Source organism: Alteromonas sp. IB21, assembly GCF_016405965.1.
In the GTDB taxonomy this organism is placed as follows: Bacteria; Pseudomonadota; Gammaproteobacteria; order Enterobacterales; family Alteromonadaceae; genus Alteromonas.
Genome location: NZ_JAEFCD010000025.1, coordinates 26,901 through 51,612, shown reverse-complemented (window position 1 = coordinate 51,612; position 24,712 = coordinate 26,901). Strand labels below are relative to the sequence as shown.

At 43.8% G+C, this 24,712-nt stretch carries 25 protein-coding genes; 7 read left to right on the top strand and 18 right to left on the bottom strand.

Annotation, left to right across the window (positions count from 1 at the left end; translation table 11 throughout):
• Positions 1–80 precede the first annotated feature (80 nt).
• Positions 81–296 carry a PGPGW domain-containing protein gene (locus tag JC525_RS15690; RefSeq protein ID WP_198816666.1) on the bottom strand — a complete coding sequence of 72 codons (216 nt, stop codon included), beginning with the start codon at positions 294–296 and terminating at the stop codon, positions 81–83.
• A 331-nt stretch (positions 297–627) separates the two neighbouring features.
• On the opposite strand from JC525_RS15690, the gene JC525_RS15685 reads away from it, so the two are divergent.
• The gene (locus JC525_RS15685; protein ID WP_198816665.1) at positions 628–1,044 is read left to right on the top strand and encodes a DUF4826 family protein; all 417 of its coding nucleotides are present in this window, start codon (positions 628–630) and stop codon (positions 1,042–1,044) included.
• Positions 1,045–1,092: 48 nt separating this feature from the next.
• Here the strand turns inward: JC525_RS15685 and JC525_RS15680 are convergent, their stop codons facing one another.
• The 7 genes from JC525_RS15680 to JC525_RS15650 form a co-directional block, all read right to left on the bottom strand.
• Positions 1,093–1,551, bottom strand: a complete 459-nt coding sequence (locus JC525_RS15680) for a GNAT family N-acetyltransferase (protein ID WP_198816664.1) — start codon at positions 1,549–1,551, stop codon at positions 1,093–1,095.
• A 9-nt stretch (positions 1,552–1,560) separates the two neighbouring features.
• Entirely contained in the window at positions 1,561–2,727 is a 1,167-nt protein-coding gene (locus tag JC525_RS15675; protein ID WP_198816663.1) for a cupin domain-containing protein, read from the bottom strand.
• A gap of 268 nt (positions 2,728–2,995) precedes the next feature.
• Complete coding sequence (locus JC525_RS15670) at positions 2,996–3,799, bottom strand: adenylate/guanylate cyclase domain-containing protein (RefSeq protein WP_198816662.1); 804 nt, start codon at positions 3,797–3,799, stop codon at positions 2,996–2,998.
• A 103-nt stretch (positions 3,800–3,902) separates the two neighbouring features.
• On the bottom strand, positions 3,903–5,270 hold the full coding sequence (gene purB, locus JC525_RS15665) for an adenylosuccinate lyase (protein WP_198816661.1): 1,368 nt from the start codon (positions 5,268–5,270) through the stop codon (positions 3,903–3,905).
• Positions 5,271–5,283: 13 nt separating this feature from the next.
• Positions 5,284–5,910 (bottom strand): high frequency lysogenization protein HflD, encoded by a 627-nt coding sequence (gene hflD / locus JC525_RS15660; RefSeq protein ID WP_198816660.1) that lies wholly within the window; start codon positions 5,908–5,910, stop codon positions 5,284–5,286.
• Positions 5,910–7,019 (bottom strand): tRNA 2-thiouridine(34) synthase MnmA, encoded by a 1,110-nt coding sequence (gene mnmA, locus JC525_RS15655; RefSeq protein WP_332874123.1) that lies wholly within the window; start codon positions 7,017–7,019, stop codon positions 5,910–5,912. Before mnmA ends, hflD begins: the two co-directional genes overlap by 1 nt.
• Positions 7,020–7,446: 427 nt before the next feature.
• Positions 7,447–7,989 (bottom strand): pseudouridine synthase, encoded by a 543-nt coding sequence (locus tag JC525_RS15650; RefSeq protein ID WP_198816658.1) that lies wholly within the window; start codon positions 7,987–7,989, stop codon positions 7,447–7,449.
• A gap of 516 nt (positions 7,990–8,505) precedes the next feature.
• On the opposite strand from JC525_RS15650, the gene JC525_RS15645 reads away from it, so the two are divergent.
• A complete protein-coding gene (locus JC525_RS15645; RefSeq protein WP_198816657.1) occupies positions 8,506–10,725 on the top strand; it encodes an NADP-dependent isocitrate dehydrogenase in 2,220 nt (739 codons plus the stop codon).
• Positions 10,726–11,309: 584 nt separating this feature from the next.
• Here JC525_RS15645 and cspD read toward each other — a convergent pair.
• On the bottom strand, positions 11,310–11,528 hold the full coding sequence (gene cspD, locus JC525_RS15640; RefSeq protein ID WP_105931148.1) for a cold shock domain-containing protein CspD: 219 nt from the start codon (positions 11,526–11,528) through the stop codon (positions 11,310–11,312).
• 219 nt (positions 11,529–11,747) lie between these two features.
• On the opposite strand from cspD, the gene clpS reads away from it, so the two are divergent.
• Positions 11,748–12,068, top strand: coding sequence for an ATP-dependent Clp protease adapter ClpS (gene clpS, locus JC525_RS15635; RefSeq protein WP_014949331.1), 321 nt, complete (start codon positions 11,748–11,750; stop codon positions 12,066–12,068).
• A 23-nt stretch (positions 12,069–12,091) separates the two neighbouring features.
• Positions 12,092–14,368 carry an ATP-dependent Clp protease ATP-binding subunit ClpA gene (clpA, locus tag JC525_RS15630; protein WP_198816656.1) on the top strand — a complete coding sequence of 759 codons (2,277 nt, stop codon included), beginning with the start codon at positions 12,092–12,094 and terminating at the stop codon, positions 14,366–14,368.
• A gap of 90 nt (positions 14,369–14,458) precedes the next feature.
• On the opposite strand, the gene infA is transcribed toward clpA, so the two are convergent.
• The 4 genes from infA to trxB form a co-directional block, all read right to left on the bottom strand.
• Entirely contained in the window at positions 14,459–14,677 is a 219-nt protein-coding gene (gene infA / locus JC525_RS15625) for a translation initiation factor IF-1 (protein ID WP_008844395.1), read from the bottom strand.
• 75 nt (positions 14,678–14,752) lie between these two features.
• On the bottom strand, positions 14,753–15,475 hold the full coding sequence (locus JC525_RS15620) for an arginyltransferase (protein ID WP_332874124.1): 723 nt from the start codon (positions 15,473–15,475) through the stop codon (positions 14,753–14,755).
• Positions 15,472–16,218 carry a leucyl/phenylalanyl-tRNA--protein transferase gene (aat, locus tag JC525_RS15615; protein WP_198816654.1) on the bottom strand — a complete coding sequence of 249 codons (747 nt, stop codon included), beginning with the start codon at positions 16,216–16,218 and terminating at the stop codon, positions 15,472–15,474. Before aat ends, JC525_RS15620 begins: the two co-directional genes overlap by 4 nt.
• A gap of 43 nt (positions 16,219–16,261) precedes the next feature.
• Positions 16,262–17,227: a thioredoxin-disulfide reductase gene (gene trxB, locus JC525_RS15610; protein ID WP_198816653.1), complete on the bottom strand. Its 966-nt coding sequence runs from the start codon at positions 17,225–17,227 to the stop codon at positions 16,262–16,264.
• Between the two features lie 664 nt (positions 17,228–17,891).
• Between trxB and yfbV the strand changes: the two genes are divergently transcribed.
• Complete coding sequence (yfbV, locus tag JC525_RS15605; RefSeq protein ID WP_198816652.1) at positions 17,892–18,341, top strand: terminus macrodomain insulation protein YfbV; 450 nt, start codon at positions 17,892–17,894, stop codon at positions 18,339–18,341.
• A 57-nt stretch (positions 18,342–18,398) separates the two neighbouring features.
• Here the strand turns inward: yfbV and JC525_RS15600 are convergent, their stop codons facing one another.
• The 3 genes from JC525_RS15600 to JC525_RS15590 form a co-directional block, all read right to left on the bottom strand.
• Entirely contained in the window at positions 18,399–18,890 is a 492-nt protein-coding gene (locus tag JC525_RS15600) for a SprT family zinc-dependent metalloprotease (protein WP_198816681.1), read from the bottom strand.
• Between the two features lie 39 nt (positions 18,891–18,929).
• Positions 18,930–20,795 carry a signal peptide peptidase SppA gene (gene sppA / locus JC525_RS15595; protein ID WP_198816651.1) on the bottom strand — a complete coding sequence of 622 codons (1,866 nt, stop codon included), beginning with the start codon at positions 20,793–20,795 and terminating at the stop codon, positions 18,930–18,932.
• Between the two features lie 205 nt (positions 20,796–21,000).
• Positions 21,001–21,177 (bottom strand): hypothetical protein, encoded by a 177-nt coding sequence (locus JC525_RS15590; RefSeq protein WP_198816650.1) that lies wholly within the window; start codon positions 21,175–21,177, stop codon positions 21,001–21,003.
• Positions 21,178–21,220: 43 nt separating this feature from the next.
• On the opposite strand from JC525_RS15590, the gene JC525_RS15585 reads away from it, so the two are divergent.
• Both JC525_RS15585 and JC525_RS15580 read left to right on the top strand, forming a co-directional pair.
• A complete protein-coding gene (locus JC525_RS15585; protein ID WP_198816649.1) occupies positions 21,221–21,829 on the top strand; it encodes an HvfX family Cu-binding RiPP maturation protein in 609 nt (202 codons plus the stop codon).
• A gap of 183 nt (positions 21,830–22,012) precedes the next feature.
• The gene (locus JC525_RS15580; RefSeq protein ID WP_198816648.1) at positions 22,013–22,564 is read left to right on the top strand and encodes an NAD(P)H nitroreductase; all 552 of its coding nucleotides are present in this window, start codon (positions 22,013–22,015) and stop codon (positions 22,562–22,564) included.
• 80 nt (positions 22,565–22,644) lie between these two features.
• On the opposite strand, the gene JC525_RS15575 is transcribed toward JC525_RS15580, so the two are convergent.
• Positions 22,645–23,484, bottom strand: coding sequence for a DUF2797 domain-containing protein (locus tag JC525_RS15575; protein WP_198816647.1), 840 nt, complete (start codon positions 23,482–23,484; stop codon positions 22,645–22,647).
• 80 nt (positions 23,485–23,564) lie between these two features.
• Positions 23,565–24,572: an asparaginase gene (ansA, locus tag JC525_RS15570; protein ID WP_198816646.1), complete on the bottom strand. Its 1,008-nt coding sequence runs from the start codon at positions 24,570–24,572 to the stop codon at positions 23,565–23,567.
• Positions 24,573–24,712 lie beyond the last annotated feature (140 nt).

The following is a 24,712-nucleotide window of genomic DNA, read 5'->3' as shown; positions in this document are numbered from 1 at the left end:
TTCAAGCCAATAGCGCACTCAAGAACATGGTAGGCAAGGTCATGCTCGAAAAAGCACACGCGCGTTAGCTCAAGTGGGTATTAGCGAAGTTTTCTCATAAGAAGGAATCGGTCTATTTTACGCGCGCCTAACGTCATGGTTCGTTGGCTGTACTTTAACCATCGGCGGGCTCTAGGCCAGTCATAGCTCAATAGAACAAGTCCGGCAACAACGAAGAGAATTGAGCCAGGGAGCAATGTTAAAACAATTCCGCCAGCAAATAGTATTGCGCCAAGAGTAAGTCTTAGTATACGCATGTGTCTAAACTCGTCTTATAAGGCTAATTATTTATGTAGTGTCGCTTAACCTACTTTGTTTGCCAATAATAAAAATGTAAATGTTTGTACTGGATTTGTTTAGAGACAAAGGCACCTCGTGATTTTTACAATATTGGTGAATAAGTAATCGTTTGATTGCTAATGGGCAGACAATGATGCCTTCGCTGTGGAAAGCGCAGTAGAAATGCAGTACAAAGTAAGATAGTTGTAAGGGGTAAGATACACATGTTAATGCCCTTACAGTACAAAATTATGCGTGCATTACTAAAAAGTTCGCACAACTAAAATAACGACAAGAAAGAGAGTGAACATGGCTGAGCAACAAGAAAGACAACCTATCAGCGAAGAAGAGCGGGCTAATTGGGTAAGAGAGCAGTTTCAGAAAGCAAATAAGTTTCTAGCTGAAAATGGCGTATTGTTCGACACCGTGATTACTGAAGAAAGCCGTTACTTAATGCCTTATTTAGCCGTCTGGAAAATTAGAGCGATGGATAGCAAGCTTTATTGGGTAATCAGTGGAGATCTACCCACAGATTTTACTTCGGTAGAAAATGCTACAGACGCTAAAGAAGTATTGCGTCACTTCGCTATGCATTGGCAACTTAAGGCTGAAAACTTAATGAACGCTGAAGGGGCGGACGACAGTCAAAAGGCATTCGGGGAACTGCTAGTTAACCGTGCTGAAAGCTTATTTGCCATGCAAAACACTCCAGATTTTTGGGTTTAAACTGAGCATTAGGAAGGTAGTAAGTTTTAAACGCGCCTGTTCGAAGTACTAATGTAACTGCGTAAAGTCCGGCAGGGGAAAACGCTCTGCTGGACATTTAAGTCTTTGTCGTGGTACTCCTGCATCCATAAACACCTGACCGTCAGGGATAAATCCAAGTGAACGGTGGTATGAAACGCTTTCTAACGTGCATACGACTTTTATGATTGGGCAGTTGTTTCTCTTGGCCACATTTAATAAGGCTTCAAAGAGTAAGCGGTACACCACAAGGGTTCGATGGCTACGTTTGACGGCTATGCGGCCCAGTTCTCCTTTTTTTGTCAGCCGTCCCGTGGCGATGGGAATGTTTTTATCATCCACTATAAGCACGTGGCAAGCTGAACTGTCGTGCTCGTCGAACTCGCTTGACTCGGGTACCCGCCACTCTAGAACGAATACATGTTCCCTCAATGCCTTAAGTCGATTTTTATCCTTTTCCCAATCGACGTTGTGTACAGTAAACGCCATACGTACCTGTTATGCCTCGAACCATTCCCAATAACCGTTATTAATCAGTGTAGTCAAGGTTCTTAAAAATGTAAAAGAGGGAGCATCTTGACAGCATGTTTCATTCAAAACGCTACCTGATGCCAACACTTCAAACCACTCTTGATCGTTTTTCGCGAATTCAAATTGGCTTCCATTCACGAAGAGGGCCCGGGGAAGACCGCGTTTTCCGTCGCAAATTAGGGCACGCACGCCAGGTGCCGGCACAAAGCTAATACCTGAAGCAAACTCATTTGCAACTTGTTCTAGCGATACCTCGTTCTCTAGCGGATATTCGGGTATACCTTGTTCGCTCATAGCTTCTAAAAGTGCCAACGTAAAATCTTCGCCGTTAATGGCGTCGATAAGCTGCTGTTTTAGCGCTGAAACATCACTTGGGTTTACTACTGATCGGCTTCTTTGAAGTGTGCGTCCCGCATCAGTGAATCGATAATTATGGGCGCCTTTATCCAGCATCATGGCTAGACTTTCCGCTAACTGAAGATTGTCGGGTGCACGATAGCCAACTGAGTAAGTCAAACTATCCTCCACAGTTTCACCATCATGAGGCCAGCCTGGTGGAACATAAACCACATCGCCAGGCTCAACCACCACATCTATGACAGGGTTGAACCCTTCTATTTGTCTTAACTTCGGATGGGGAAACACTTCTTTGTATTCTGCCGGTTTACCCACTCGCCAGCGCCTTTTTCCTTTACCTTGAAGAAGAAATACATCGTATTGGTCGATATGAGCGCCCACGCCTGCACCGTTTGTGGCGAAACTCACCATCAAGTCGTCTAATCGCCAGTTAGGAATAAAAGCAAAGGGATCAAGAATTGGCGCAACGTCGGGTACGTATTTGTCTACTCCCTGAACAAGCAGCGTCCACTTACCCTGACATGCGTTATCAAAATCACTGATAGGGCCCTGTTCAACATGCCAGTTGCCTTGCACATTGCTAATGATACGCGCATCAATTTCAGATTCTTGTGCGAGACCCGCTAAATCGTTTTCATCAATGGGGTCAAAAAAATCTGGAAAAAAATGCTTTATCACCACAGGTTTTTGCTGCCAGTAGTGCTTTAAGAAGGTTTCTGCATTAAAGCCGTTACCAGTTTGTGCATCAATAAAATACGTGTTGTCGTTAGTGCGCATAGCATCTCTTTGTGTAAGGCAGTGTAATGGTGTCGACCTGCTGTTGCTGGTTTACATAGGGCACAATAAACATGCGACAAACGTAAGCTTTGAGCAAATAGCGGGGTGAAATTTTACGTTAGCATTATCGATTATTGAAAACATGATTGCTACCTTACCGCAGTAAAACCTTTATAAATTAACAGGTGAAGTCAAAGATAATTGTGCACACAAAGCGCGCTATTAGAAAATATAAGTAACCTGGACTTACTGCTAGCAGTATGAGTTCTTAGCAAATGTATGCAATTGACGATGTTGATTTGGTTTGAAGCTGAGTTCTATAAAACAATACACTCTGCGAGTATGTGTCTTTAAAGTATGTCTCGCATGTCGGTAACTTGTCGTCACGTTGTCCAGCGAGACTATTGTGCAGGGCTGCGTTGGTCCTGTTATCGGTTTCTGTAACGCCTGAGTGAAACGCGTGTTTTGAAAACAAGCCGTAGGTCTTTGCGCATACTGCAATTGTGTTTGGCGCAGTGAATTGCTCTAGCATTGCAGCTTGGTTAACCGTGCTACCCCAAATATCGAAGCCTGCGAACGAGCGGTTAGAATCTCCAGCAACCACAGAGCCCGTTGCAATACCTACCCGAAGCTGGCAGGACGACGAAAAGAGCACGGGGTTGCTACTAACAAGGTTGCGCGCTTTTAACGCAAACTCAATGGTATTCCTTACGCAGCGGGAGAGTGAAGTAGTAGAACTGGTATCGTCGGCACAAAAGCTCACGGCGATGTACTGATCGCCATTGGTTTTTAAAGGGGTAAGCTGCAAAGGTGAGGCAATGCCGTCAAACTGTGTAAATAGGCTCTCCACAATACTCGAACACGTTATGTCACCATATTGCGCTGTGAATTGTTGAAACTTAGAGAGATCGCAAAAGATAACTACGGCGGCTTTTACAGTGTGCTTGGCGCTTACACTTTTGTTTTGCTTTACCAGTGGTTTTGTTGAAATTTGTGAACATGGGGCTGATGTAGGGCGGCGATGCGCATCAAGAGCAAGGTTATATGAGCCCAATGTTTTGTGTAAATCCATCTACATGCTCCAGATCAGTATTTAATAAGCCTCTTACTAAGACCACAATAAAAAAACGCGGTCCCAGTGACCGCGTTTTTAATGTACTACAAAGCGATGATGCTTATAACTGATCGACTAGCCTGATTGCATCACCAATATACGTTGCTGGCGATAATGCTTTTAATTCAGCTTTTGCAGCATCAGGCATGTCTAAGTTATCGATAAACTCAGCAATAACCTCTGCGTTTACTTTTTTACCTCGGGTTAGCTCTTTAAGCTTCTCGTATGGCTTTTCAATACCGTAGCGACGCATAACGGTCTGAATTGGCTCTGCAAGCAGTTCCCAATTATTGTCTAGCTCGTTAAGCAGGCTTTTTTCGTTAACTTCCAATTTGCTAATGCCTTTCAATGTTGCTTGATAAGCAATCACCGCGTAGCCCACGCCTACACCTAGGTTGCGAAGTACCGTAGAGTCAGTAAGATCGCGCTGCCAGCGAGAAATAGGAAGTTTTGCAGCCAAGTGATCGAAGATAGCGTTAGCCAAACCTAAGTTACCTTCCGAGTTTTCAAAATCGATTGGGTTAACTTTATGTGGCATGGTTGAAGAGCCAATCTCACCAGCAACAGTTTTCTGCTTGAAGTGACCGAGCGCAATGTAACCCCAAACATCGCGATCGAAATCGATGAGGATGGTGTTAAAGCGAGCAATAGCGTCAAACATTTCAGCAATGTAGTCGTGGGGCTCGATTTGTGTTGTGAACGGGTTCCAAGTAAGACCCAGTGAGGTAACAAATTCTTCTGAAACCTTGTGCCAATCTACATCTTTGTAAGCTGACAAATGCGCATTGTAGTTACCTACAGCGCCGTTAATCTTACCAAGCAGTTCAACGCCAGCTATTTGACTACGCTGACGCTTTAAGCGCACCGCCACGTTAGCCATTTCTTTACCCATGGTGGTGGGTGATGCAGGCTGACCATGTGTTCTTGCCATCATAGGCACGTTTTGATAACGCTTAGCAAGTTCTATAAGCGCATCAATAAGCTTATCACAGTAAGGAAGGATAACTGTCTCGCGAGCTTCGCGGAGCATTAAACCGTGAGAAAGGTTGTTAATGTCTTCAGACGTGCAAGCAAAGTGGATGAACTCGTTTACCGCTGAAAGCTCACTGTTGTCGGCGACTTTCTCTTTCAAGAAATACTCAACGGCTTTTACATCATGGTTTGTAGTACGCTCAATTTCTTTGATGCGCATGGCATCTTCAACGCTAAATTCAGCGACTATTGTGTCAAGCAGTGCGTTTGACTTATCTGTAAAGGCAGGAACTTCTTCAATTTGTGGGTTAGCAGAAAGCATTTGTAACCAACGTACTTCTACTTCTACACGGTATTTTAATAAGCCGTACTCACTGAAAATACTGCGTAGTTCTACGCTTTTGCCAGCATATCGACCGTCGACAGGGGAAATTGCAGTTAACTGACTCAGTTCCACCTTAAGCTCCTCACTAGTTTATTAATCGTAGTGCTTTAACAGCACTGTTAAGAATGTGTTTGCGTTTAAATAAAATGTTTCTTCGTTTGCCGCCCATTTGACGCCACATTACCGCCGCCCTAACGCCTGCTAGTAATAGTGCGCGGACTTTGTGCTGAGTAGCAGGTTGGCTTAAATAATCTGGGTTGCCTGCAACTTGAATACGAGGGGCGAGAGGGCTGATGATATCGCTGTAAATACTCGCCAATGAGGCAACAATTTGTGGATTTTGAAAATCGACATGAGCAAGCTGGCGCTGAACATGAGAAATGCGTTCGCCAAGCTCTTGCATAGCTTTTGGTTTTCTCGCGAGCTTTCTTTCTAGGCCAAGAATGCTGGCAATGTAACGGGTAAGTTCTGTATCTTTCGTCGCTTGCTTATCTGACAATTGCGCCGCAAGCGTGGTGTAACCTGTTTTCAGGTTGCTCAGTTGTCCAAATACCTGCTGTGGCGTCTCTGGATCGGTAACAAGTATGCTTGATAAGCTGGACTCAATGGCCTCATTGTCTGCTGAGCCTCTTCGTGCAAGCTGCTGAACTAAGGCAGCAGCTTGGCATACCCCAGCTAGGGCGAGATTATTTTCTATGTCGGTATCTAGCATTAGCGAATGTAACTCTCAATAATACCGCCACCTAGGCATACTTCATCCTTGTAAAACACCGCCGACTGACCTGGTGTCACCGCTTTTTGCGGTTCATCGAACACAACTTCTATAGTGTCATTGTCCGTCGGCGTAATGGTACAAGGTATATCAGCCTGTCGATAACGGGTTTTAACTACAGCGCGCATAGGTTCAGTGATGCTCTTTCTATCTACCCAGTGTAGCTGCTTGGCTACCAAACCTTTTGAGTAAAGGCGAGGGTGGTCGGCTCCTTGACCCACAATGAGCACATTGCGAGCAACATCTTTATCTACCACATACCAAGGCTCGTCACCATATTTTGCCATACCACCAATGTGTAGGCCTTTACGCTGGCCCAATGTGTGATACATCAAGCCTTCATGTTGGCCAATTTCTTCGCCCTCTGCGGTTTCTATAACGCCTGGTTGAGCTGGAAGATAGCGCGCTAGGAAATCCTTAAATTTACGCTCGCCAATAAAACAGATCCCCGTAGAGTCTTTCTTATCATGCGTAATAAGACCTTGCTCTTCAGCAATTTTGCGAACCAGTGGCTTTTCAATGTCGCCTACAGGAAAGAGCGTTTTAGCTACGTGCTCTTCACCTAACGTGTAAAGGAAGTAGCTTTGGTCTTTGTTGTTATCCAGACCTCGAAGCATCTGCCACTTACCATCCACTTCACGTCGGCGCACATAGTGGCCGGTAGCGATATAGTCAGCGCCAAGATCTTCTGCTGCAAATTCGAGAAATGCTTTAAACTTGATTTCTTTGTTGCACATAATATCGGGGTTTGGTGTACGGCCTGCTTTGTATTCTTCTAGAAAATACTCAAACACGTTATCCCAGTATTCAGCAGCAAAGTTGATAGTGTGTAATTCAATGCCAAGTTTATCAGCAACCGCTTGCGCATCTTTTAAGTCATCTGCTGCTGCACAGTATTCATCGTTATCGTCTTCTTCCCAGTTTTTCATGAAAAGACCTTCAACCTGATAACCTTGCTGTTGAAGTAGGTAAGCTGAAACAGACGAATCGACACCGCCGGACATACCGACGATTACTTTTTTGCTGGCGTTAGATTCAATATCACTCACTGCGGTTTGCACACTCATTTATTTAGTAAAAAAGAAGCCAGTATTGTCGGAAACCTTTATGTTGTATTGGCATAAATAACACTCACTCATAGCGTCGCACAGCGCATATCAAATGGAGCAAGTATCTAAGACCAATCGCAGATGGATTTCGATTTAAGACATTACTTGGTCGGCCCGATTTCGAGGACGCGGATTTTATCAGATTACGATAGCTAATTCACATTTAATCCTTATCTGAATAAGTAATTAAATATGTATGGGTAGATTCGCGTCCCACAGTAGAGTTGAAAGTAAGGCCTTGAAAAGCAAATTCAAGTAAGAACCACGGTGTTGTAGTATCGTCATGTGCCATTTTTATCAACGCTTGCGGGGTGCGCTAGTTTAGCGCTCCCCTAGAGTTTTATGTCGCTGATTATGGACTTAAACATTAAAAGCTTATGTACTTACCGTTCTCAATACCATCGATTGTCCAGTTACCAACTCGGTATCTTATGAGCCGAAGAGTAGGGTAGCCAACATGTGCGGTCATGCGACGAACTTGTCGATTTCTCCCTTCAGTAATGGTTATAGAGACCCAGCTCGTAGGAATAGACTGCCTGAAACGCACGGGGGGATTTCGTTCCCATACATTAGGTTCATTCATGGACTTAACTTTGGCAGGTAACGTCATTCCATCTTTTAATTCGACCCCCTCGCGCAAAGATTGCATAGCCTTCTCGTCCATTACCCCTTCAACTTGTACCCAGTAGGTCTTGCTTGTTTTCGCCTCGGGATTAGCAAGTTTGTGTTGTAATTTACCGTCGTTGGTTAACACAAGTAGGCCTTCAGAATCTCTGTCTAATCGTCCGGCGGCGTAAACATTAGGTATATCGATATAGTCTTTGAGGGTTTCTCTTCCATCAGCGTCGGTAAACTGTGAGAGTACTTGGAAAGGCTTATTGAAAAGCACGACTTTAGCGTTCGATGACATGAGAAGTTCGCTTGATTGGGTTAATAAAATTTCAGCACAAGTTTACGATAAACGAAGCGCTTACGCTTAAGAAAATGTCTGCCATTTTATGATATGGGGCGCCAACTTTGCCGATAATTTCATTGATCTTATGTGTTAAGACAATGGTATGACTTGTAAGTCTAACTTTCGACCCTATACTATTGAACGCTCCCAATTTTATAAGAGAGTATACCTGCATAATTATTAGACAGTTTTAGCAGTGATAAGCCGGCTTGCTTGTACATCGCACTTTAATGTAGTTATTGGCTTAATAGTCAGCAAACACGACGTTGAAATGTATATTGCTAACATAGGGAATTGAATAATATGTGGGGAAGAAAACAGCAAGTGGCCTTGTGCTTTTTATAAGCAAAAGGTGGAAAACATCAAATACGTTTCGCAATGACTGTGGGCGCGACATTAAAATTTGTTGCGGGTCATTGCGACCTAATGGACTAAAACGGCAGTACCCTGTCGAAAAAATTGAGGTATATAATGACCAAGTCTAAGATCATTTACACGAAGACTGATGAAGCGCCAATGCTGGCGACTTATTCATTGCTTCCAATCATCCAGAAGTTCGCTGCAGCGGCAGATATCGACGTAGAGCTAAGCGATATCTCACTTGCTGCGCGTGTTTTGGCAAATTTCCCAGAGTATCTTTCTGAAGAACAAAGAGTGCCAGATGCGTTAGCTGAACTGGGTGAGATGACCCAAGACCCGAACGCTAACATTATCAAGCTTCCAAACATCAGTGCCTCAATTCCCCAACTTCGCGAAACCATCAAAGAACTTAATGCAAAGGGTTTCAACGTTCCTGCATTCCCAGATTCACCAAAGAGCGCGGAAGACGAAGAAATTCGCGAACGTTATGGTAAGGTATTAGGTAGTGCAGTAAACCCTGTATTGCGTGAAGGTAACTCAGACCGTCGTGCCCCAACAGCGGTTAAGAACTATGCGCGTAAACACCCTCATTCAATGGGCGAGTGGTCACAAGCTTCTCGTACACATGTCGCGCACATGCGTGGTGGTGATTTCTATTCAGGTGAAAAATCGGTAACGGTAGAAAAAGACGGTTACGTTAGCATTGAATTTACTGGCAAAGATGGTAGTAAGAAAACCCTTAAGCCGCGTGTAGATCTGCTTGCTGGCGAAGTTATCGACGGCATGTTCATGAGCAAAAAGGCACTGTGTAAGTTCTTCGAAGAGCAAATCGAAGATGCGAAAAATACCGGTATTCTTTTCTCTCTACACGTGAAAGCAACCATGATGAAGGTGTCTCACCCAATCGTGTTCGGTCACTGTGTAAAAGTGTTCTATAAAGACCTATTCGACAAATGGGGTGACCTTTTCGAAGAGTTAGGCGTTAACCCTAACAACGGTCTTGGTAGTGTTTACGACAAAATTTCAACCCTACCTGAAAGCCAGCGCTCTGAAATTCAAAAGGACATTAACGCATGCTATGCAGACCGTCCACCAATTGCGATGGTTAACTCTGACAAAGGTATTTCTAACCTACACGTACCAAGTGACGTGATCGTCGATGCGTCTATGCCAGCTATGATCCGAAACTCTGGCCAGATGTGGGGACCAGATGGAAAGGCACACGATACTAAAGCAGTTATTCCTGAAAGTACTTACGCCACCATTTACCAAGAAGTTGTTAACTTCTGTAAAACGCATGGTGCATTCGACCCAACAACTATGGGTACGGTACCTAATGTTGGTCTAATGGCGCAAAAAGCAGAAGAGTACGGTTCACACGATAAAACGTTTGAGCTAGAAGCAGACGGCGCGGTATCAATTGTTGACCAAGACGGTAACGTTCTTATTTCTCACGATGTTGAAGAGGGCGATATCTGGCGCATGTGTCAGGTGAAAGATGCACCTATTCAAGATTGGGTTAAGCTAGCGGTAACTCGTTCTCGTCAATCTGGTATGCCTGCGGTATTCTGGCTAGATGACGAACGTGCTCACGATGCGCAACTTATCAAGAAAGTTGAAAAGTATCTTCAGGATCACGATACAAATGGTTTAGACATTCAAATTATGTCTCCTGTACGCGCTATCCGTTACAGCATGGAAAGAGCAATTCGTGGCCTTGATACCATTTCAGTAACCGGTAACGTTCTTCGTGACTACCTAACTGATTTGTTCCCAATTCTTGAGCTTGGTACTAGTGCTAAAATGCTCTCAATTGTTCCGTTAATGGCGGGAGGCGGTCTTTACGAGACAGGCGCGGGCGGCAGTGCACCGAAGCACGTTCAGCAGTTTGTTGAAGAAGGTCACTTGCGCTGGGACTCACTCGGTGAGTTCTTGGCACTTGCGGTATCGCTTGAAGATGTTGCTATCAAGCACAGCAACACCAAAGCAAAAGTTATTGCTACAGCCCTTGATAAAGCAACGGAGAAGTTGCTTAACAATGGTAAGTCTCCGCTACGTAAAGCGGGCCAGCTAGACAACCGTGGTAGCCATGTTTACCTGGGTCTATACTGGGCTGAAGAAGTAGCGAACCAAACTGAAGATGCAGATCTTGCAGCGCAGTTTAAGCCAGTTTATGAAGAGCTATCAGCGAAAATTGATGATATCTTGGCTGAGATTGATGCGACCCAAGGCAGCGCACAAGAAATTGGCGGTTACTACTACCCAGACGAAGATAAGCTTTTTGCAACGATGTCTCCAAGTAAGACACTTAAAACAATCTTAGACGCGTAATCTTACGAAAAAATGCGTTAGTGCCAAGCAACTAACGCGATGCGATGCCATTGGATAATGGGTCGCCAATATTGAAGAGCCCGCTCACCGGTTGAGCGGGTTTTTTTATAGTTCTTTATCAGTTAGATCTAAATCAGCGGCGTATTGTATATTTCAAACTTATGGAAATACCAAGAAGACTTAAACGATTAGTAATCTTCCACCTGAAAATGACGTGTTTCAATTTTTATTGAAAGGCAAATAAAAGAAGTGGATTAATGAGCATCATCGCAAGTACTTCAAACTTAATGGTTCAGAAGGGTTTAAACATAAACTGCTATTAATACGGAATACAGAATAACTCAGAGGGAAGGGGACGGCCGGGAGCCGCTATGAAGATTGTAATACCAAACTACAGGAATTTGATGAGCGTTCACCCAACACATACGGTTAGCGCTTTTTTGCTTAAGAATATTTAAGCATTTGTTTGCTACTAGCAGAATTTAAGACGCCAAATCCCACACGCAACAGCGTGTTTTTAAAAAGCAAGAATCAATAAAAAGAAAAAGCCTGACTTTTTAATTCAGGCTTAATGAATTCTTTTATTAGCGCTCTGGTTCTTCTTTGAAGCCTATATTTTCAGCGTGAAGCCCCTTGGGCCCTTGCTGTACCTCATAAGTCACTTCCTGACCTGCTTTGAGTGAACGATAGCCTTCCATTTGAATTGTGGAGTAATGCGCGAAAATATCCTCGCCGCCATCCTCAGGTACAATAAATCCAAAACCCTTTGCGTTGTTAAACCATTTAACTTTGCCAACCGCCATACTTCGACTTCCTCTTAATCCTTGAACTCACGAGTATATGCCCCCATTATAGATCCGGAGACGCAGTGAATAGAGTATTGAATACAGTAATACTGTTCAGTACTTAAATTCACTTTACAAAATGTAGATTTTTTAACCATATTATGTCAAGGGCAAAAGTGAATAAATTTATTCGAAAGTTTGTACACATATATGCCAGTTAACCACTATTATTAAGTTATGAGTAAAGACAACGCTATTAGTATCGAAAAGGAAAAACAAAAAGACGCGCAGCGACAGAAGCCGCAGCCGCCTCCCATGTATAAAGTGTTGTTGAACAATGACGACTATACACCGATGGATTTTGTCATTGAGGTACTCATGCAGTTTTTCAATATGGACGCTGAGAAAGCCAACCAACTTATGCTGACCGTTCATTATCAAGGAAAAGCCGTGTGTGGCATTTTTACTGCTGAAATAGCAGAGACAAAAGTGATGCAGGTTAATCAGTACGCACGCAAACATCAGCACCCGTTGATGTGCACGATGGAGCAGGCATAAGGTTTTTTTAGAGGGCGAGCAATATGTTAAATAAAGAATTAGAACAAACGTTAAATGATGCGTTTGTATTTGCCAGAGAGCACCGTCATGAATTTATGACAGTGGAGCACTTGTTGTTGGCATTGCTTGATAACTCAGCTGCTCGCGACGCGCTTAAAGCATGTGGTGCCGATATTGAGGCGATTAAGAGCGAATTGCTATCGTTTGTTAAAGATACCACGCCTCTCATTCTTGACGACCAACTGAATGAACGTGAGACGCAGCCCACATTGGGTTTCCAACGTGTGCTGCAAAGAGCGGTTTTCCATGTACAGTCATCGGGCAAAGACGAAGTAACGGGCGCAAATGTACTCGTTGCAATCTTTAGTGAGCAAGAATCGCAAGCTGTTTATATCCTTAAAAAGTCTGACGTAACACGATTAGACGTCGTGAATTTTATCAGTCATGGAGTGAGTAAAGCAGAGGATGATACGTCTGTTAATCCTGAAGCTTCAGAAGAGGGTGAAGTTGGCGAAGAGAGTGGATCAGCGTTAAGTAAATACGCTACAGATCTTAATCGCCAGGCGAAAGAAGGTAAAATTGACCCGCTCATTGGCCGTGACGCTGAAGTTGAGCGCACGATCCAGATTCTGTGTCGTCGTCGCAAAAACAATCCATTGTTAGTCGGTGAAGCGGGTGTAGGTAAGACTGCCATTGCTGAAGGTTTAGCTTACCGCATTGTGAACGATGACGTACCTGAAGTTATTGCTGAAAGCACGGTTTATTCTCTTGATTTAGGCGGCCTGCTTGCCGGCACGAAATATCGTGGCGATTTTGAAAAGCGTTTGAAAGCGATTCTAAAAGAGCTGGGTAAAGATGAGCACGCCATCTTGTTCATCGATGAGATTCACACCATTATTGGTGCGGGTGCTGCGTCTGGTGGCGTTATGGATGCGTCGAACCTTCTCAAGCCTAAGTTGTCAAGCGGTGAGCTTCGCTGCATCGGTTCTACGACGTACCAAGAGTATCAAGGCATATTCGAGAAAGATCGCGCTTTAGCTCGTCGTTTCCAAAAAGTGGACGTAACCGAGCCAAGTGTGAGCGATACCACAAAAATTTTGTTGGGCCTGAAAAGTCGGTACGAAGAGCACCACAATGTGCGTTTCACCCAAAAAGCGATTCAAGCAGCAGCAGAGTTATCGGCGAAATACATTAATGAGCGTCACTTGCCTGACAAGGCGATCGACGTGATGGACGAAGCAGGCGCAAGTCAGCGTTTGTTAGCACCTTCGAAGCGTAAGAAAACGATTGGTGTGGGTGACATTGAGCAGATAATTGCGAAGATGGCGCGTATTCCTGAGAAGTCTGTATCGGCTTCTGACAAAGAAGTCCTTAAGAACCTAGGGCGAAACCTCAAGATGGTTGTATTTGGCCAAGACAAGGCCATAGAGACGCTCAACGATGCGATTTTGTTGTCTCGTTCTGGACTTGGTGCAGAAACTAAGCCAATAGGTAGCTTTTTGTTTGCAGGCCCAACGGGGGTAGGTAAAACTGAGGTTACACAGCAACTCGCTAAAATAATGGGCGTAGAGCTGGTGCGCTTCGATATGTCTGAATACATGGAGCGTCATGCCGTCAGCCGGTTAATTGGGGCCCCCCCTGGTTATGTTGGCTTCGATCAAGGTGGGTTATTAACTGATGCTGTGATTAAAAATCCTTACTCGGTGGTTCTGTTAGATGAAATTGAGAAAGCGCATAGCGATATCTACAATATTCTTCTGCAGGTTATGGATCATGGCACCTTGACGGATAACAATGGCAGAAAGGTCGATTTCAGAAATGTGGTGTTGGTAATGACGACAAACGCAGGTGTTCAAGAAACGGTGCGTAAGTCTATTGGGTTTAAGCAACAAGACCATAGTCATGATGCGATGTCTGAGATAAATAAAATCTTTACACCTGAATTTAGAAACCGTCTAGACGGCATTATTTGGTTCAATCACCTTGATCCTGAGATCATCTTGCAAGTGGTTGATAAATTCATTATCGAGCTACAGGCACAGCTTGATGTTAAAGGCGTTTCGCTAGAAGTCACCAGCTCAGCTCGTGCTTATATGGCTGAGAAAGGTTATGACAAGGCAATGGGTGCAAGACCAATGGCACGCCTTATCAAAGACGAGCTTAAGAAGGAATTGGCCAACGAACTGTTGTTTGGTGAGTTGTCTAAAGGCGGAAATGTCAAGGTTGACTATGTAGATGACAAGCTTACTTTTCAATACACGGGCGTTGACGCCACGTCTGCAGAGGCTGAGCCTAGCTAGCCAGACTTATAAAGTGGCGCCTGAGGCAGTAAAATGAAAAAGCCCGATATTAATCGGGCTTTTTTAATGCGTTACCGCTTAAATGGCTCATTATCTTGCGCGATAAATGATACGACCTTTAGTCAAATCATACGGAGTCATCTCAACGGTGACCTTATCGCCAGTAAGAATACGGATATAGTTCTTACGCATTTTACCAGAGATGTGCGCAGTCACTACGTGACCGTTTTCCAGTTCAACGCGGAACATAGTGTTAGGTAGTGTGTCTAACACAGTACCTTCCATTTCAATACAATCTTCTTTTGCCATGTAAAGCAGTTACCTCAGTAATTCAAAATTTTTGCCGCGCAGACCTTACCCAATCTTGGGTTCTCTGTAAAGCAATTAAGTGGGTATTTTACTATTTTTACTAAATAGATGCCATTGATTGTCACTAAATTGCTCGAATGGCAAAAACTTTTGTTTGTACGACATCTTATTACAGCCCTCTACGTAATAGCCTAAGTAGAGATAACGATAGCCTAACTGCTTCGCCTGCATAATTTGCATTAAGATCATCCAGGTGCCTAATGATGCTGAAGCATAGTCTGGGTCGAAAAACGTATAAAGGGCTGATAGGGAGCTCATTGGAACGTTTGCATCTACTATATCAGTCACAGCCACAGCAATTAGCTTATCGCCATCATAGGCCTCAAGGTAATGCGTCTTCATCCAGTCAGATTGTACAAAATTGTCAAACTGTGTCTGAGAGGCGGGATACATGCTGCCGTCAGAGTGACGTTCATTGATGTAACGCTCGTAGAGTGGAAAGTAGGTTTCCTTGATATTATCTGAAAACTGAACCTTAAAACCTCCGTTTACTTTAAGTATCCGTTTTTGACTCCGAGATGCAGTGAAATTGTCTACGGGAATTCGGATAGATTTACACGCATTACAATTCGGGCAGTGCGGACGGTATATTTGTTCGCCGCTGCGCCGAAAGCCCGCCTGAATAAGTTGTGAGTAGCGCAGACTATGAAGCTCACTATCCTCTGCGTAAACAAGCAGTTGCTCTTGTTCGTCGGGCAAATAGCTGCATGAAAAAGACTGGGTAATACCAAACTTCACGGTGTAATCACTCTTGGTTTCCATCGATCTAGATAGTCTTCTAGAAGACGCCCTTCGTTCGTTAAAGTTTGGTTGTTATTTTCTAATTTTTCAATAAATTCTGGCCTTGAAACAACCTTTGCACCCAGTGAAGCTAGGTGAACAGTAGGTAGCTGGCAATCAATGAATGCCATGTTCTGAGACTTCATGTGTTCAACTAACGCTAGCATCGCAAGCTTAGAGGTGTTGCTTTCAAGATGAAACATAGATTCGCCACAGTATACGTTGCCAATACCGACGCCATATAGACCACCGACTAATTCATCCCCGTTCCACACTTCTACAGAGTGAGCCAGCCCAATACCATTTAACTGTCGATAGGCGGCTATCATGTCGTCAGTTATCCACGTATCAATGCAAACACTGCCTGAAGTTGGATTTTTCCGGGGCGTGCTTGAACATGCCTTTATCACTCGGTCAAACGCATAGTTGAGGGTAACTTTATACTTTTGTTTACGAGCGAGCTTTTTGAGGCTCTTTGATGCAACAAAATCGTCGAGCTCTATTATCGCTCTTGGATCAGGTGACCACCACAATAACGGCTCTTCATCGCTAAACCAAGGAAATATGCCCTGAGAGTAAGCAGAATATAAACGCGCCGGACTGAGGTCGCCACCAAAAGCTAGCAGACCATTTGGGTCTTCTAGTGCAGTATCTACAGCAGGGAAGGGGGCGCCTTCTTCAATATAATGCAACGCTATCATAAATAAAAAGCCCTACCGAAAAGTAGGGCTGACAGGTCTGTTATCAACCTTGTTCAGGCATAGTACCGTCTAAGTACTTTTCAGCGTCGAGGGCTGCCATACAGCCTGTACCCGCAGAAGTGATAGCCTGACGATAGATGTGGTCGCTTACATCGCCAGCGGCAAAAACACCTTCAACACTGGTTTGCGTGGCATTGCCGTTGGTGCCGCTATTTACAACGATATAGCCGTCTTTCATCTCAAGCTGGCCGTCGAAAATATCCGTGTTCGGCTTGTGACCAATGGCGACGAATAGGCCCATTACGTCAAGCTCCTCTGTTGCTTCACCGTTGGTATCCTTAATGCGAATTTTAGTCACACCCATTTCGTCACCAAGCACTTCGTCTAACGTGCGATTAAGGTGTAATACAACGTTACCGTTTTCCGCTTTATCACGAAGGCGCTGCTCAAGAATTTTTTCACTTCTGAAGCTGTCTCTTCTGTGAACAACATGCACTTCTGACGCAATATTTGAAAGGTAAAGCGCTTCTTCAACTGCTGTATTACCACCACCGATAACCGCTACTTTCTGGTTGCGATAGAAGAAACCATCACAGGTTGCACAGGCAGAAACACCTTTACCCATGAATGCTTGCTCAGATTCAAGGCCTAAATATTTTGCAGATGCACCCGTTGCGATGATTAACGCGTCGCAGGTGTATGTTCCGCTGTCGCCATATAGAGTGAAAGGACGCTTGGTAAGGTCTGTTTTATTGATATGGTCGAAAATGATTTCAGTATCAAATTTTTCTGCATGCTTTTGCATACGAACCATTAAATCAGGACCAGTGAGACCTTCAGGGTCACCTGGCCAGTTCTCTACTTCTGTCGTGGTAGTAAGCTGTCCGCCTTGTTGAATACCAGTTAGTAATACAGGTTTGAGATTCGCACGTGCAGCATAAACCGCCGCTGAGTATCCTGCAGGTCCAGAACCTAAAATAAGTAGACGGACGTGTCTGCTTTCTGCCATTTTCCTCTCCAAATAATTCACCCGTATGGGCTACTTATATAATTTCTCTTAGAAGGCTAGGTAGGGGCGAAAATTTTTAAATCAAGCACAACACCTAGTTACTTTTATAATGGTTATCTGCCAGTGACATAGAAATGGTGTACAGGCCCTAAATCGTTCCTATAAAACGATGGGCTCTCGGGTTCGATATCACTCAGGCTTAGACGCATATGATGCCTCCAAGCGAAGAAAATGTCACTTAAAGATAGCGATAGCTTACATCATTTACTTCTATGCTTTACCCGCCGATGTATATGTAAACACTAGCTCTAATCGTATTGAAATAGAAATGCCACTTTAGTTAAATCTATTTTAATTGTGCGGATAAACCAATTGAACTAGCCCAAATAGTGAAAAGTGGCTTTTGCACAGAGAGTTTGTCAGGTCTGAAAATCACAAAGTGCACTGAAAACACCTTGCTACGACTATTTTTGAACATTAAACGATTTCAGCTTGTTTTAGTCGAAATGATTATTACAATTTAACTACGCGTGACTCATACTATTTGCGTACACTGTGAAAAAAGCATGAGCGCCGTTGAACGGGCACTCAGCTAGATACGTACTATAAAATATGAGCAGCGCTCCTAAATTTTAAAAGTAAACGGGTTAAAGAGAGGTGGACCATGTCTCAATCAGTAATGACGATGTTGAAAAACGGTCAGCAGTACATGAAGACATGGCCTGTGAGAAAAGAACTTTATGCATTTTTCCCTGAGTGCCGCGTTGTTTCTGCTACAAAATTTGCAATAAAAACTATGCCTCCCGTGGCACTGGTTTCCTGCGCACTGTTATTTCAAAACTTGGGTCCCGATTATTTGCCTCAAACTCTCGCGATAGGTGCATTTTTTTTAAGCTTGCCAATGCAAGGTTTATTGTGGTTAGGGCATCGCTCTGACCAGTACTTACCGCCGCAGCTAAAAAGCTGGTATCAAGAAATTCATTCTAAAATGCGCTCACAAGGTGCGAACATTGCCAATGCTAAGTCAAAACCCAAATATAAAGAGTTAGCACAGCTTCTTAAAACTGCATTTAACGACCTCGATAATGTGTTTACTAAGCACTGGTTTAACTAAAGACGCCCATTGTTGCTGAATAACATGTACGAGTGATTTCAATTTATCGGATTTAGTCTAAGCCATACGCAGAACGGCATTACACTTTTTACATTTATATTGTGCACCTTTTGAGATGTTGTTGTGCCTACGGGTACTTAACGCATGGGAATCGCAGTTACATTGGTATAGAAACGAGCGAGTGACGCGTTTTACGTCGAATTGGTGTGTAGCGTCAGGTTTGCGGCCAAACACATCAATCATAATTGACTGCCATTCCTTTCCATGAGGCTGCACTCTTCCAAAAAGCGCCCAAACCAAAAGATGGCTAACCTCATGTGGCACCACATCATCTAAAAACGCGTTTGTGTTTTCTTTGTACAAAATAGGGTGAAAATTGAGACGATTCTGCTGCAAGAAAGCGGTCCCCGCATTTCTTCCAGAACGTCGAAAGGTAACGGAAGGGTATGAGAAGGTTCGCGAAAAGTATTTTTCTGCTTGCTTATAGTAACGAAAAACAGCGTCGGTAACTACACGACGCTGTTCTTGGGTTAAATCATGTGTAGCGATATTACTATCTCTGAGACTTTATCTTGATCTTGCCAACTGCTATTTAACATCACAGGGCAAACACAGAACATACGTACCTTTAGGATCATTAAGCTTATTTACTATGTTTATTTCTCTTAGCACACGCTTAAACTCATTTACAAGCGCAGAGTCAGCGTGGGCGAACTGCCACTTTCCAACCACTGTCATTGCTTTCCCAAAAAATTCTTTCCAGAAAATTTCCTGGGCAGTCAACGTGCGCTTAACATAGAAAGTATCGTATTTTTCAAGTTCAGCCATCTCTGCTGCTGCAACAACGGCGTCATCAATCGTACCAAGTTGATCAACTAGACCCAGTTCAATAGCATCCGCACCAATCCACACGCGACCCTGTGCAACGCTATCTACTTGCTCTATCGACATTTCTCTTGCTTGAGAAACCAGCGACAAGAAATTGCCGTAGGTGTTTTCTACATTGCGCTGAAGAATTTGACCGAACTCAGGGGCTAGCGGACGAACAGCAGAAAACCCAGCAAGTTCGGTTGAGCCTACACCGTCACTGTGAATGCCTAAATAATCCAATGAGTTTTCATAGGTCATAAACATACCGAACACACCAATAGAGCCGGTGATAGTGCTTGGACTAGCAATAATCTTATCCGTACTCGCCGCTATCCAGTAACCGCCTGAAGCCGCATAGGTGCTCATTGATGCGATAACAGGCTTACCTGCTTGCTGAAGCTGCAATACTTCCTGACGGATTACCTCAGACGCAAAGGCACTGCCTCCTGGTGAATCTATCTGTAGCACTACTGCTTTTACCTTGTCATCTAAACGCGCCTTTCTCAAAAGTCGAGCTGTACTGTCACCACCAATGGTTCCCGCTTTTTGATTGCCGTATAAGATAGTGCCTTTTGCTACAACAATAGCCACTTTATCCATATCAGACTCAATCACAGGCATAGGTGGATTAACGACTTTTAGATAGCTATTAAATGACGTTAAATTAACGCCAAGCTCGTTGTCATCTTCACCCACCAGTTCAACAAGCTCAAGGCGCACTTCTTCGCGAGTTTTAAGTGCGTCTACCCAATTATTCTGAAGCGCATACTGAGCGAAATCACCACCTGCGGCTTCAAACTTAGACAGCAAACCTTCAAGCGTTTCATCGAAGTTAGATTCGTCGATGCCGCGAGCGGCTGCTACATCAGATTTGTATTGTGCCCAGTATCCATCTAGCCATTTTTTCTCAGCTTCTTTGGCTTCTTCTGACATGTCGTTGCGCATGATAGGTTCAACGGCTGACTTGTAGGTTCCCACGCGGAAGATGTGCGTGGTTACTTTTAGCTTCTCAAGCATGTCTTTAAAGTACATACCATAGCGGCCGTAACCTTCGAACATTAAGCCACCCATTGGGTTTAGGTAGATGTTATCGGCATGCGCGGCTAGGTAGTATTGATCTTGTGAAAAGTAATCACCAATGGCGTATACAGGCTTTTCAGATTCTTTAAATGCGTCGATAGCATTAGCAACCGTGCGAAGTTTATCTAAACCACCCCCGGTTAAACCTTGAAGGTCAAGCACCAATGCTTTTATACGACGGTCTTTCTTGGCGTTTTCCAGTACCTTTACCACATCGCGAACAAGTACTTCAGGATTTTCTGGTTCACTGCCCAGTGATTCTTGTAAGAACTGCTCAAACGGGTCAACACTCTCTTTTTCGATAACCAGTTTACCGTTCAAGGTAAGGAATAACGCACTGTCTTTGTTAACGGAGAGTTTTTCGTCATCCTGTCCCGATATCGCGATGATCAATCCAACAAAAATTACGATGAAAATTAAATTAAAGAAAAGTTTGCGGGTAAAGTTAAGCACCGTCCACAAGCCAATAAACAAGGATTTGGTCCAATTTCCTTTGGCTGCCATGTTGTCACTACCTTTTTTAATTAACTGATAAGAGCAAGGCGATTTTGACTTAGCTTACTCAATGTACTGCGTTCTATTATGTTACCTAAAACGTATAAGATCGCTAACTTAATTGTAATTTTTTGTGAGCGAGAAATTATTTTGGAAAATCTAATCGCGTCTACACGCATTATATACCATGTCAATGAAAGTGAGGTCACTACGCTTAAGCGCTGTTTTCGAGCCATTTACTGATCAATCTGGCTATTCGCTTATGATCATCTTCACTCATGCACATGAGCAACTCGCCGTTTCTTACCTTATAGCCAGTTTTCTGATGTCCGTTTCGCATGATCCTAGAAAATGGAGACGAGCTATTTTTCGGTGATGAAATTTTTTTCATGAAGTCTCGTTCTTTTTAGTAATCACAATAACCAGAGAATACCATGTTTCAGCTTTATCATCAGTGTGCGGCGCGGCTGTATTTAGTCGACGGTTTACCCTTACTTTTGTTGCGCTTATATTTGGCGCCAGTCATGGTTCAAGCAGGATGGAACAAGACAACGAGTTTTGACAATATTGTCGATTGGTTTGGCAATGAAGATTATGGTTTGGGTTTACCAGCACCTTTAGTAATGGCATTTTTGGCCACTGCTGCCGAATTGGTAGGCGGAATATTTCTTCTGTTTGGGGCACTTACTCGCCTTGTGAGTATACCTTTGCTAATAACCATGCTCGTAGCCATGTTTAGTGTGCATGCAAAAAACGGTTGGCTAGCCATTGCTGATGCATCATCTTGGCTAGCTGATGGTACAATTTTCTATAACCAAAGCGTTATGGAAGCTCCACAAAAGCTGAATGCAGCAAAATCGCTGCTACAAGAACATGGCTATTACGATTGGCTGACTTCGAGTGGAAACCTGGTCATTTTAAATAACGGCACTGAGTTCGCCGCTACTTATTTTATTATGCTTTTGGTCTTGCTAGTTTATGGAGGAGGGCGCTTTGTCAGCGTCGATTACTTCGTGAGCAAATGGTGTTCCTATCAAAAATAGTAGAAAAATAACAGTAATTTATCTTTGATAAGCTTTGCTAAAAAGCCGGAATATTCTGGTCTTTTTTGTTTGCGAACCGTAAGATCTTCACGTTACTCTGAGCGAGTTTTAAACATGATAATGGTTAGCGACAACACGATTATTGTGTTCGCGACCGTGTCATTCATAAAAGTAGGGACGTAAATGGACGCATTAACACTATTACTGAATCGAAGCTCTCAGCCACGTTTAGAATCTCCGGCGCCTAGCGGTGATGCGCTAGAAAATATTATGCAGGCAGCCTTGCGTGCTCCTGATCATGCATGTCTAACACCGTGGCGATTTATTGTTTGTACTGGAAAGGGGCTAGATAAGCTTGGTGCTTTGTACGAGCAATCTGCCATTGAAAACGATAAAACGCAGAAAGAGATTGAGAGGGCTGTTCAACTTCCCCATCGTGCTCCTATGGTTATCGTTGCCATCGCAAAACATATTGAACATGAAAAGGTTCCAAGGGTTGAACAGATAGCGTCAGCAAGCTGCGGCGTTATGGCAATGCAAATGGCAGCAGTCGCACAAGGGTTTAACGGTATGTGGCGCACCGGCAGCTACGCACAATGTGATACTGTAAGAAACGGATTAGGGTTAAGCGAAGAAGACGAATTAGTCGGGTTCTTGTACATTGGTACACCTACATTCGAACCGGCACCGAAGCCACAAAGAAATTCAAGCGATTACTTTGAGTTTTGGCAATAGCATCACTCATCATAGTTTCGCCGTTATTCTGCGTAGCCTGCTACTAGATAGAAAGTAGCAGGCCATGACATATGAGCATCTTAAAATGCTATTTGAACGTTGTATCCGGCAAATTTTCGAATATTAATAACGCGGTCTTCGTCTAGCATCCAATACTGCCCTTTCACGCCTTGTAAGATGCCTGAAAACGCTGGTGTCTTATCCAAATTAAGTGATTTAATTTTGACTGGGTAGTCTTCAACAGGGTAGTGAATATCGTGAACAGTACTGTTCACTTCTGATACGGCCTGAAGCCCTTTTTCCTGTTTCAATGCGTCTAAATCGTTTTCGATTTTTTCCATTAGTTCAGTTTTTACCTGCTCTAAGTCAACCTCATCAGGTTTGCCTTTAAGCATGGTACGCCAATTCGTTTTATCAGCGATATGGTCTTTACACAAAGTTTCAACCAATCCACTGGTAAGCCTATCAGGCACACGCAGCATAACAGTGGCTTGGGTTGCGCCTTGATCCATCCAGCGCGTTGAAACACCATCAGTAACCTGACGAGTGATGCCCACCTTTACTGTGCCAGTGTTTGCTAAGTAAACAAAGTGCTCACTAAAACAATGTGCTTCTCCCCACTCAGGCTCTCTGCATGTGCCCTCGTGATAATGGCATTTTTCAGGCTTAATGATACAACTGTCGCATTGGGCAAGTGAAATAAGGCAAGGATAGCAATAACCCTGGTTAAAGCTTTTTTTGGTTTTTCTGTCACAGTGCACACAATTTATTTCGCCGGAATAGGTCACGGTTATTTCTTTGCCGATAAGCGCGTTTATATCTATCAGCTCATCGCCAATTGGCAGTGTGTAGTTTACGGTATTATTTTCATCGGCAGAGGTGCGCATCTTTTTTAGCGCACCTGAGTATATAGTTGTCACGGTTATAACCTTTTCTCAAATTAACGTTATTTAAATCAAAACGTTTAAGACTGAATTGCGTGTCGTGAATAATCCAGGGATTAGTCGCTCAACTCACCGCGCAGGCTCTGAGTAAGCAATCGACACATCTCTTCAAAGGGAAGGCCTTTACTTAATAAATAATGAAGCTTGGCAAGCGCTGCCTCTGGGGTCATATCACTTCCAGAAAGTACTCCCACTTCTTGAAGGCCATGCCCTGTTGCATAACCGCCCATGTTAACCCGACCTCGCATACACTGCGTGCAATTCAATACAGGGATTTCCCGAGATTTAGCATATTTAAGCTGGGCGATAAGTTCAGGGTTTTGCGGCGCATTGCCTACACCGTAGCTTAAAAGGATGAGCGCATTAACCGGTTGCTGAAGGGTATTCTTTATCACCTCAGGTGCTATACCCGGGTACAGGCTTACCATCCCAATGGGCTGGGCTTTAACATTTGATACTGTTAAGGCGTTGTCAGGCGTGCTTGCCATCGTACCCGCCTTGAGACGAATGTTTATCCCTGCTTCTAAAAGCGGAGGGAAGTTCGGTGAATCAAAAGCACTAAAGCCGTCAGCATCGACTTTTCGACTGCGGTTTCCGCGCAGTAGCCTGTTGTTAAAGAAAAGTCCCACTTCAGCAATAGGAAAGTTGGCGGCGACATAAAGAGCGTTAAGTAAATTAACTTGGCCATCAGAACGAAGCTCAGCCAATGGAATTTGAGAGCCTGTGACAATAACCGGCTTTGACAAATTTTCCAGCATGAAACTTAGTGCTGAGGCGGTGTAAGCCATCGTGTCAGTGCCATGTAGAATGATAAAACCGTCATACTTATCGTAGTTGGCGGCGATATCATCTGCAATGCGTTGCCAATCAGAGGGGTCCATATCTGATGAGTCGATAAGGTTGTCGTACTCATGCAATGTGAAAAGAGGCATCTCAGTTCGATGAAACTCTGGCATCTTTTTCAATGTATCTGACAAGAAGCCGGCAGCAGGCACATAGCCTTGCTTGGAAGGCTTCATACCAATTGTTCCACCGGTATAGGCAATGTAGATATGTTTGCGCATTACGTGACCTTTAACACCTGTTTGAAAAAAATTTCAAAGGAGATAGCGAATTTGAGGGGCATTCTATCAATACCCACGGCGTTGTCACCCCGTTATACTTACTTAAAGTTCGTCGAGTAAGTGGATATACAACCCACTAA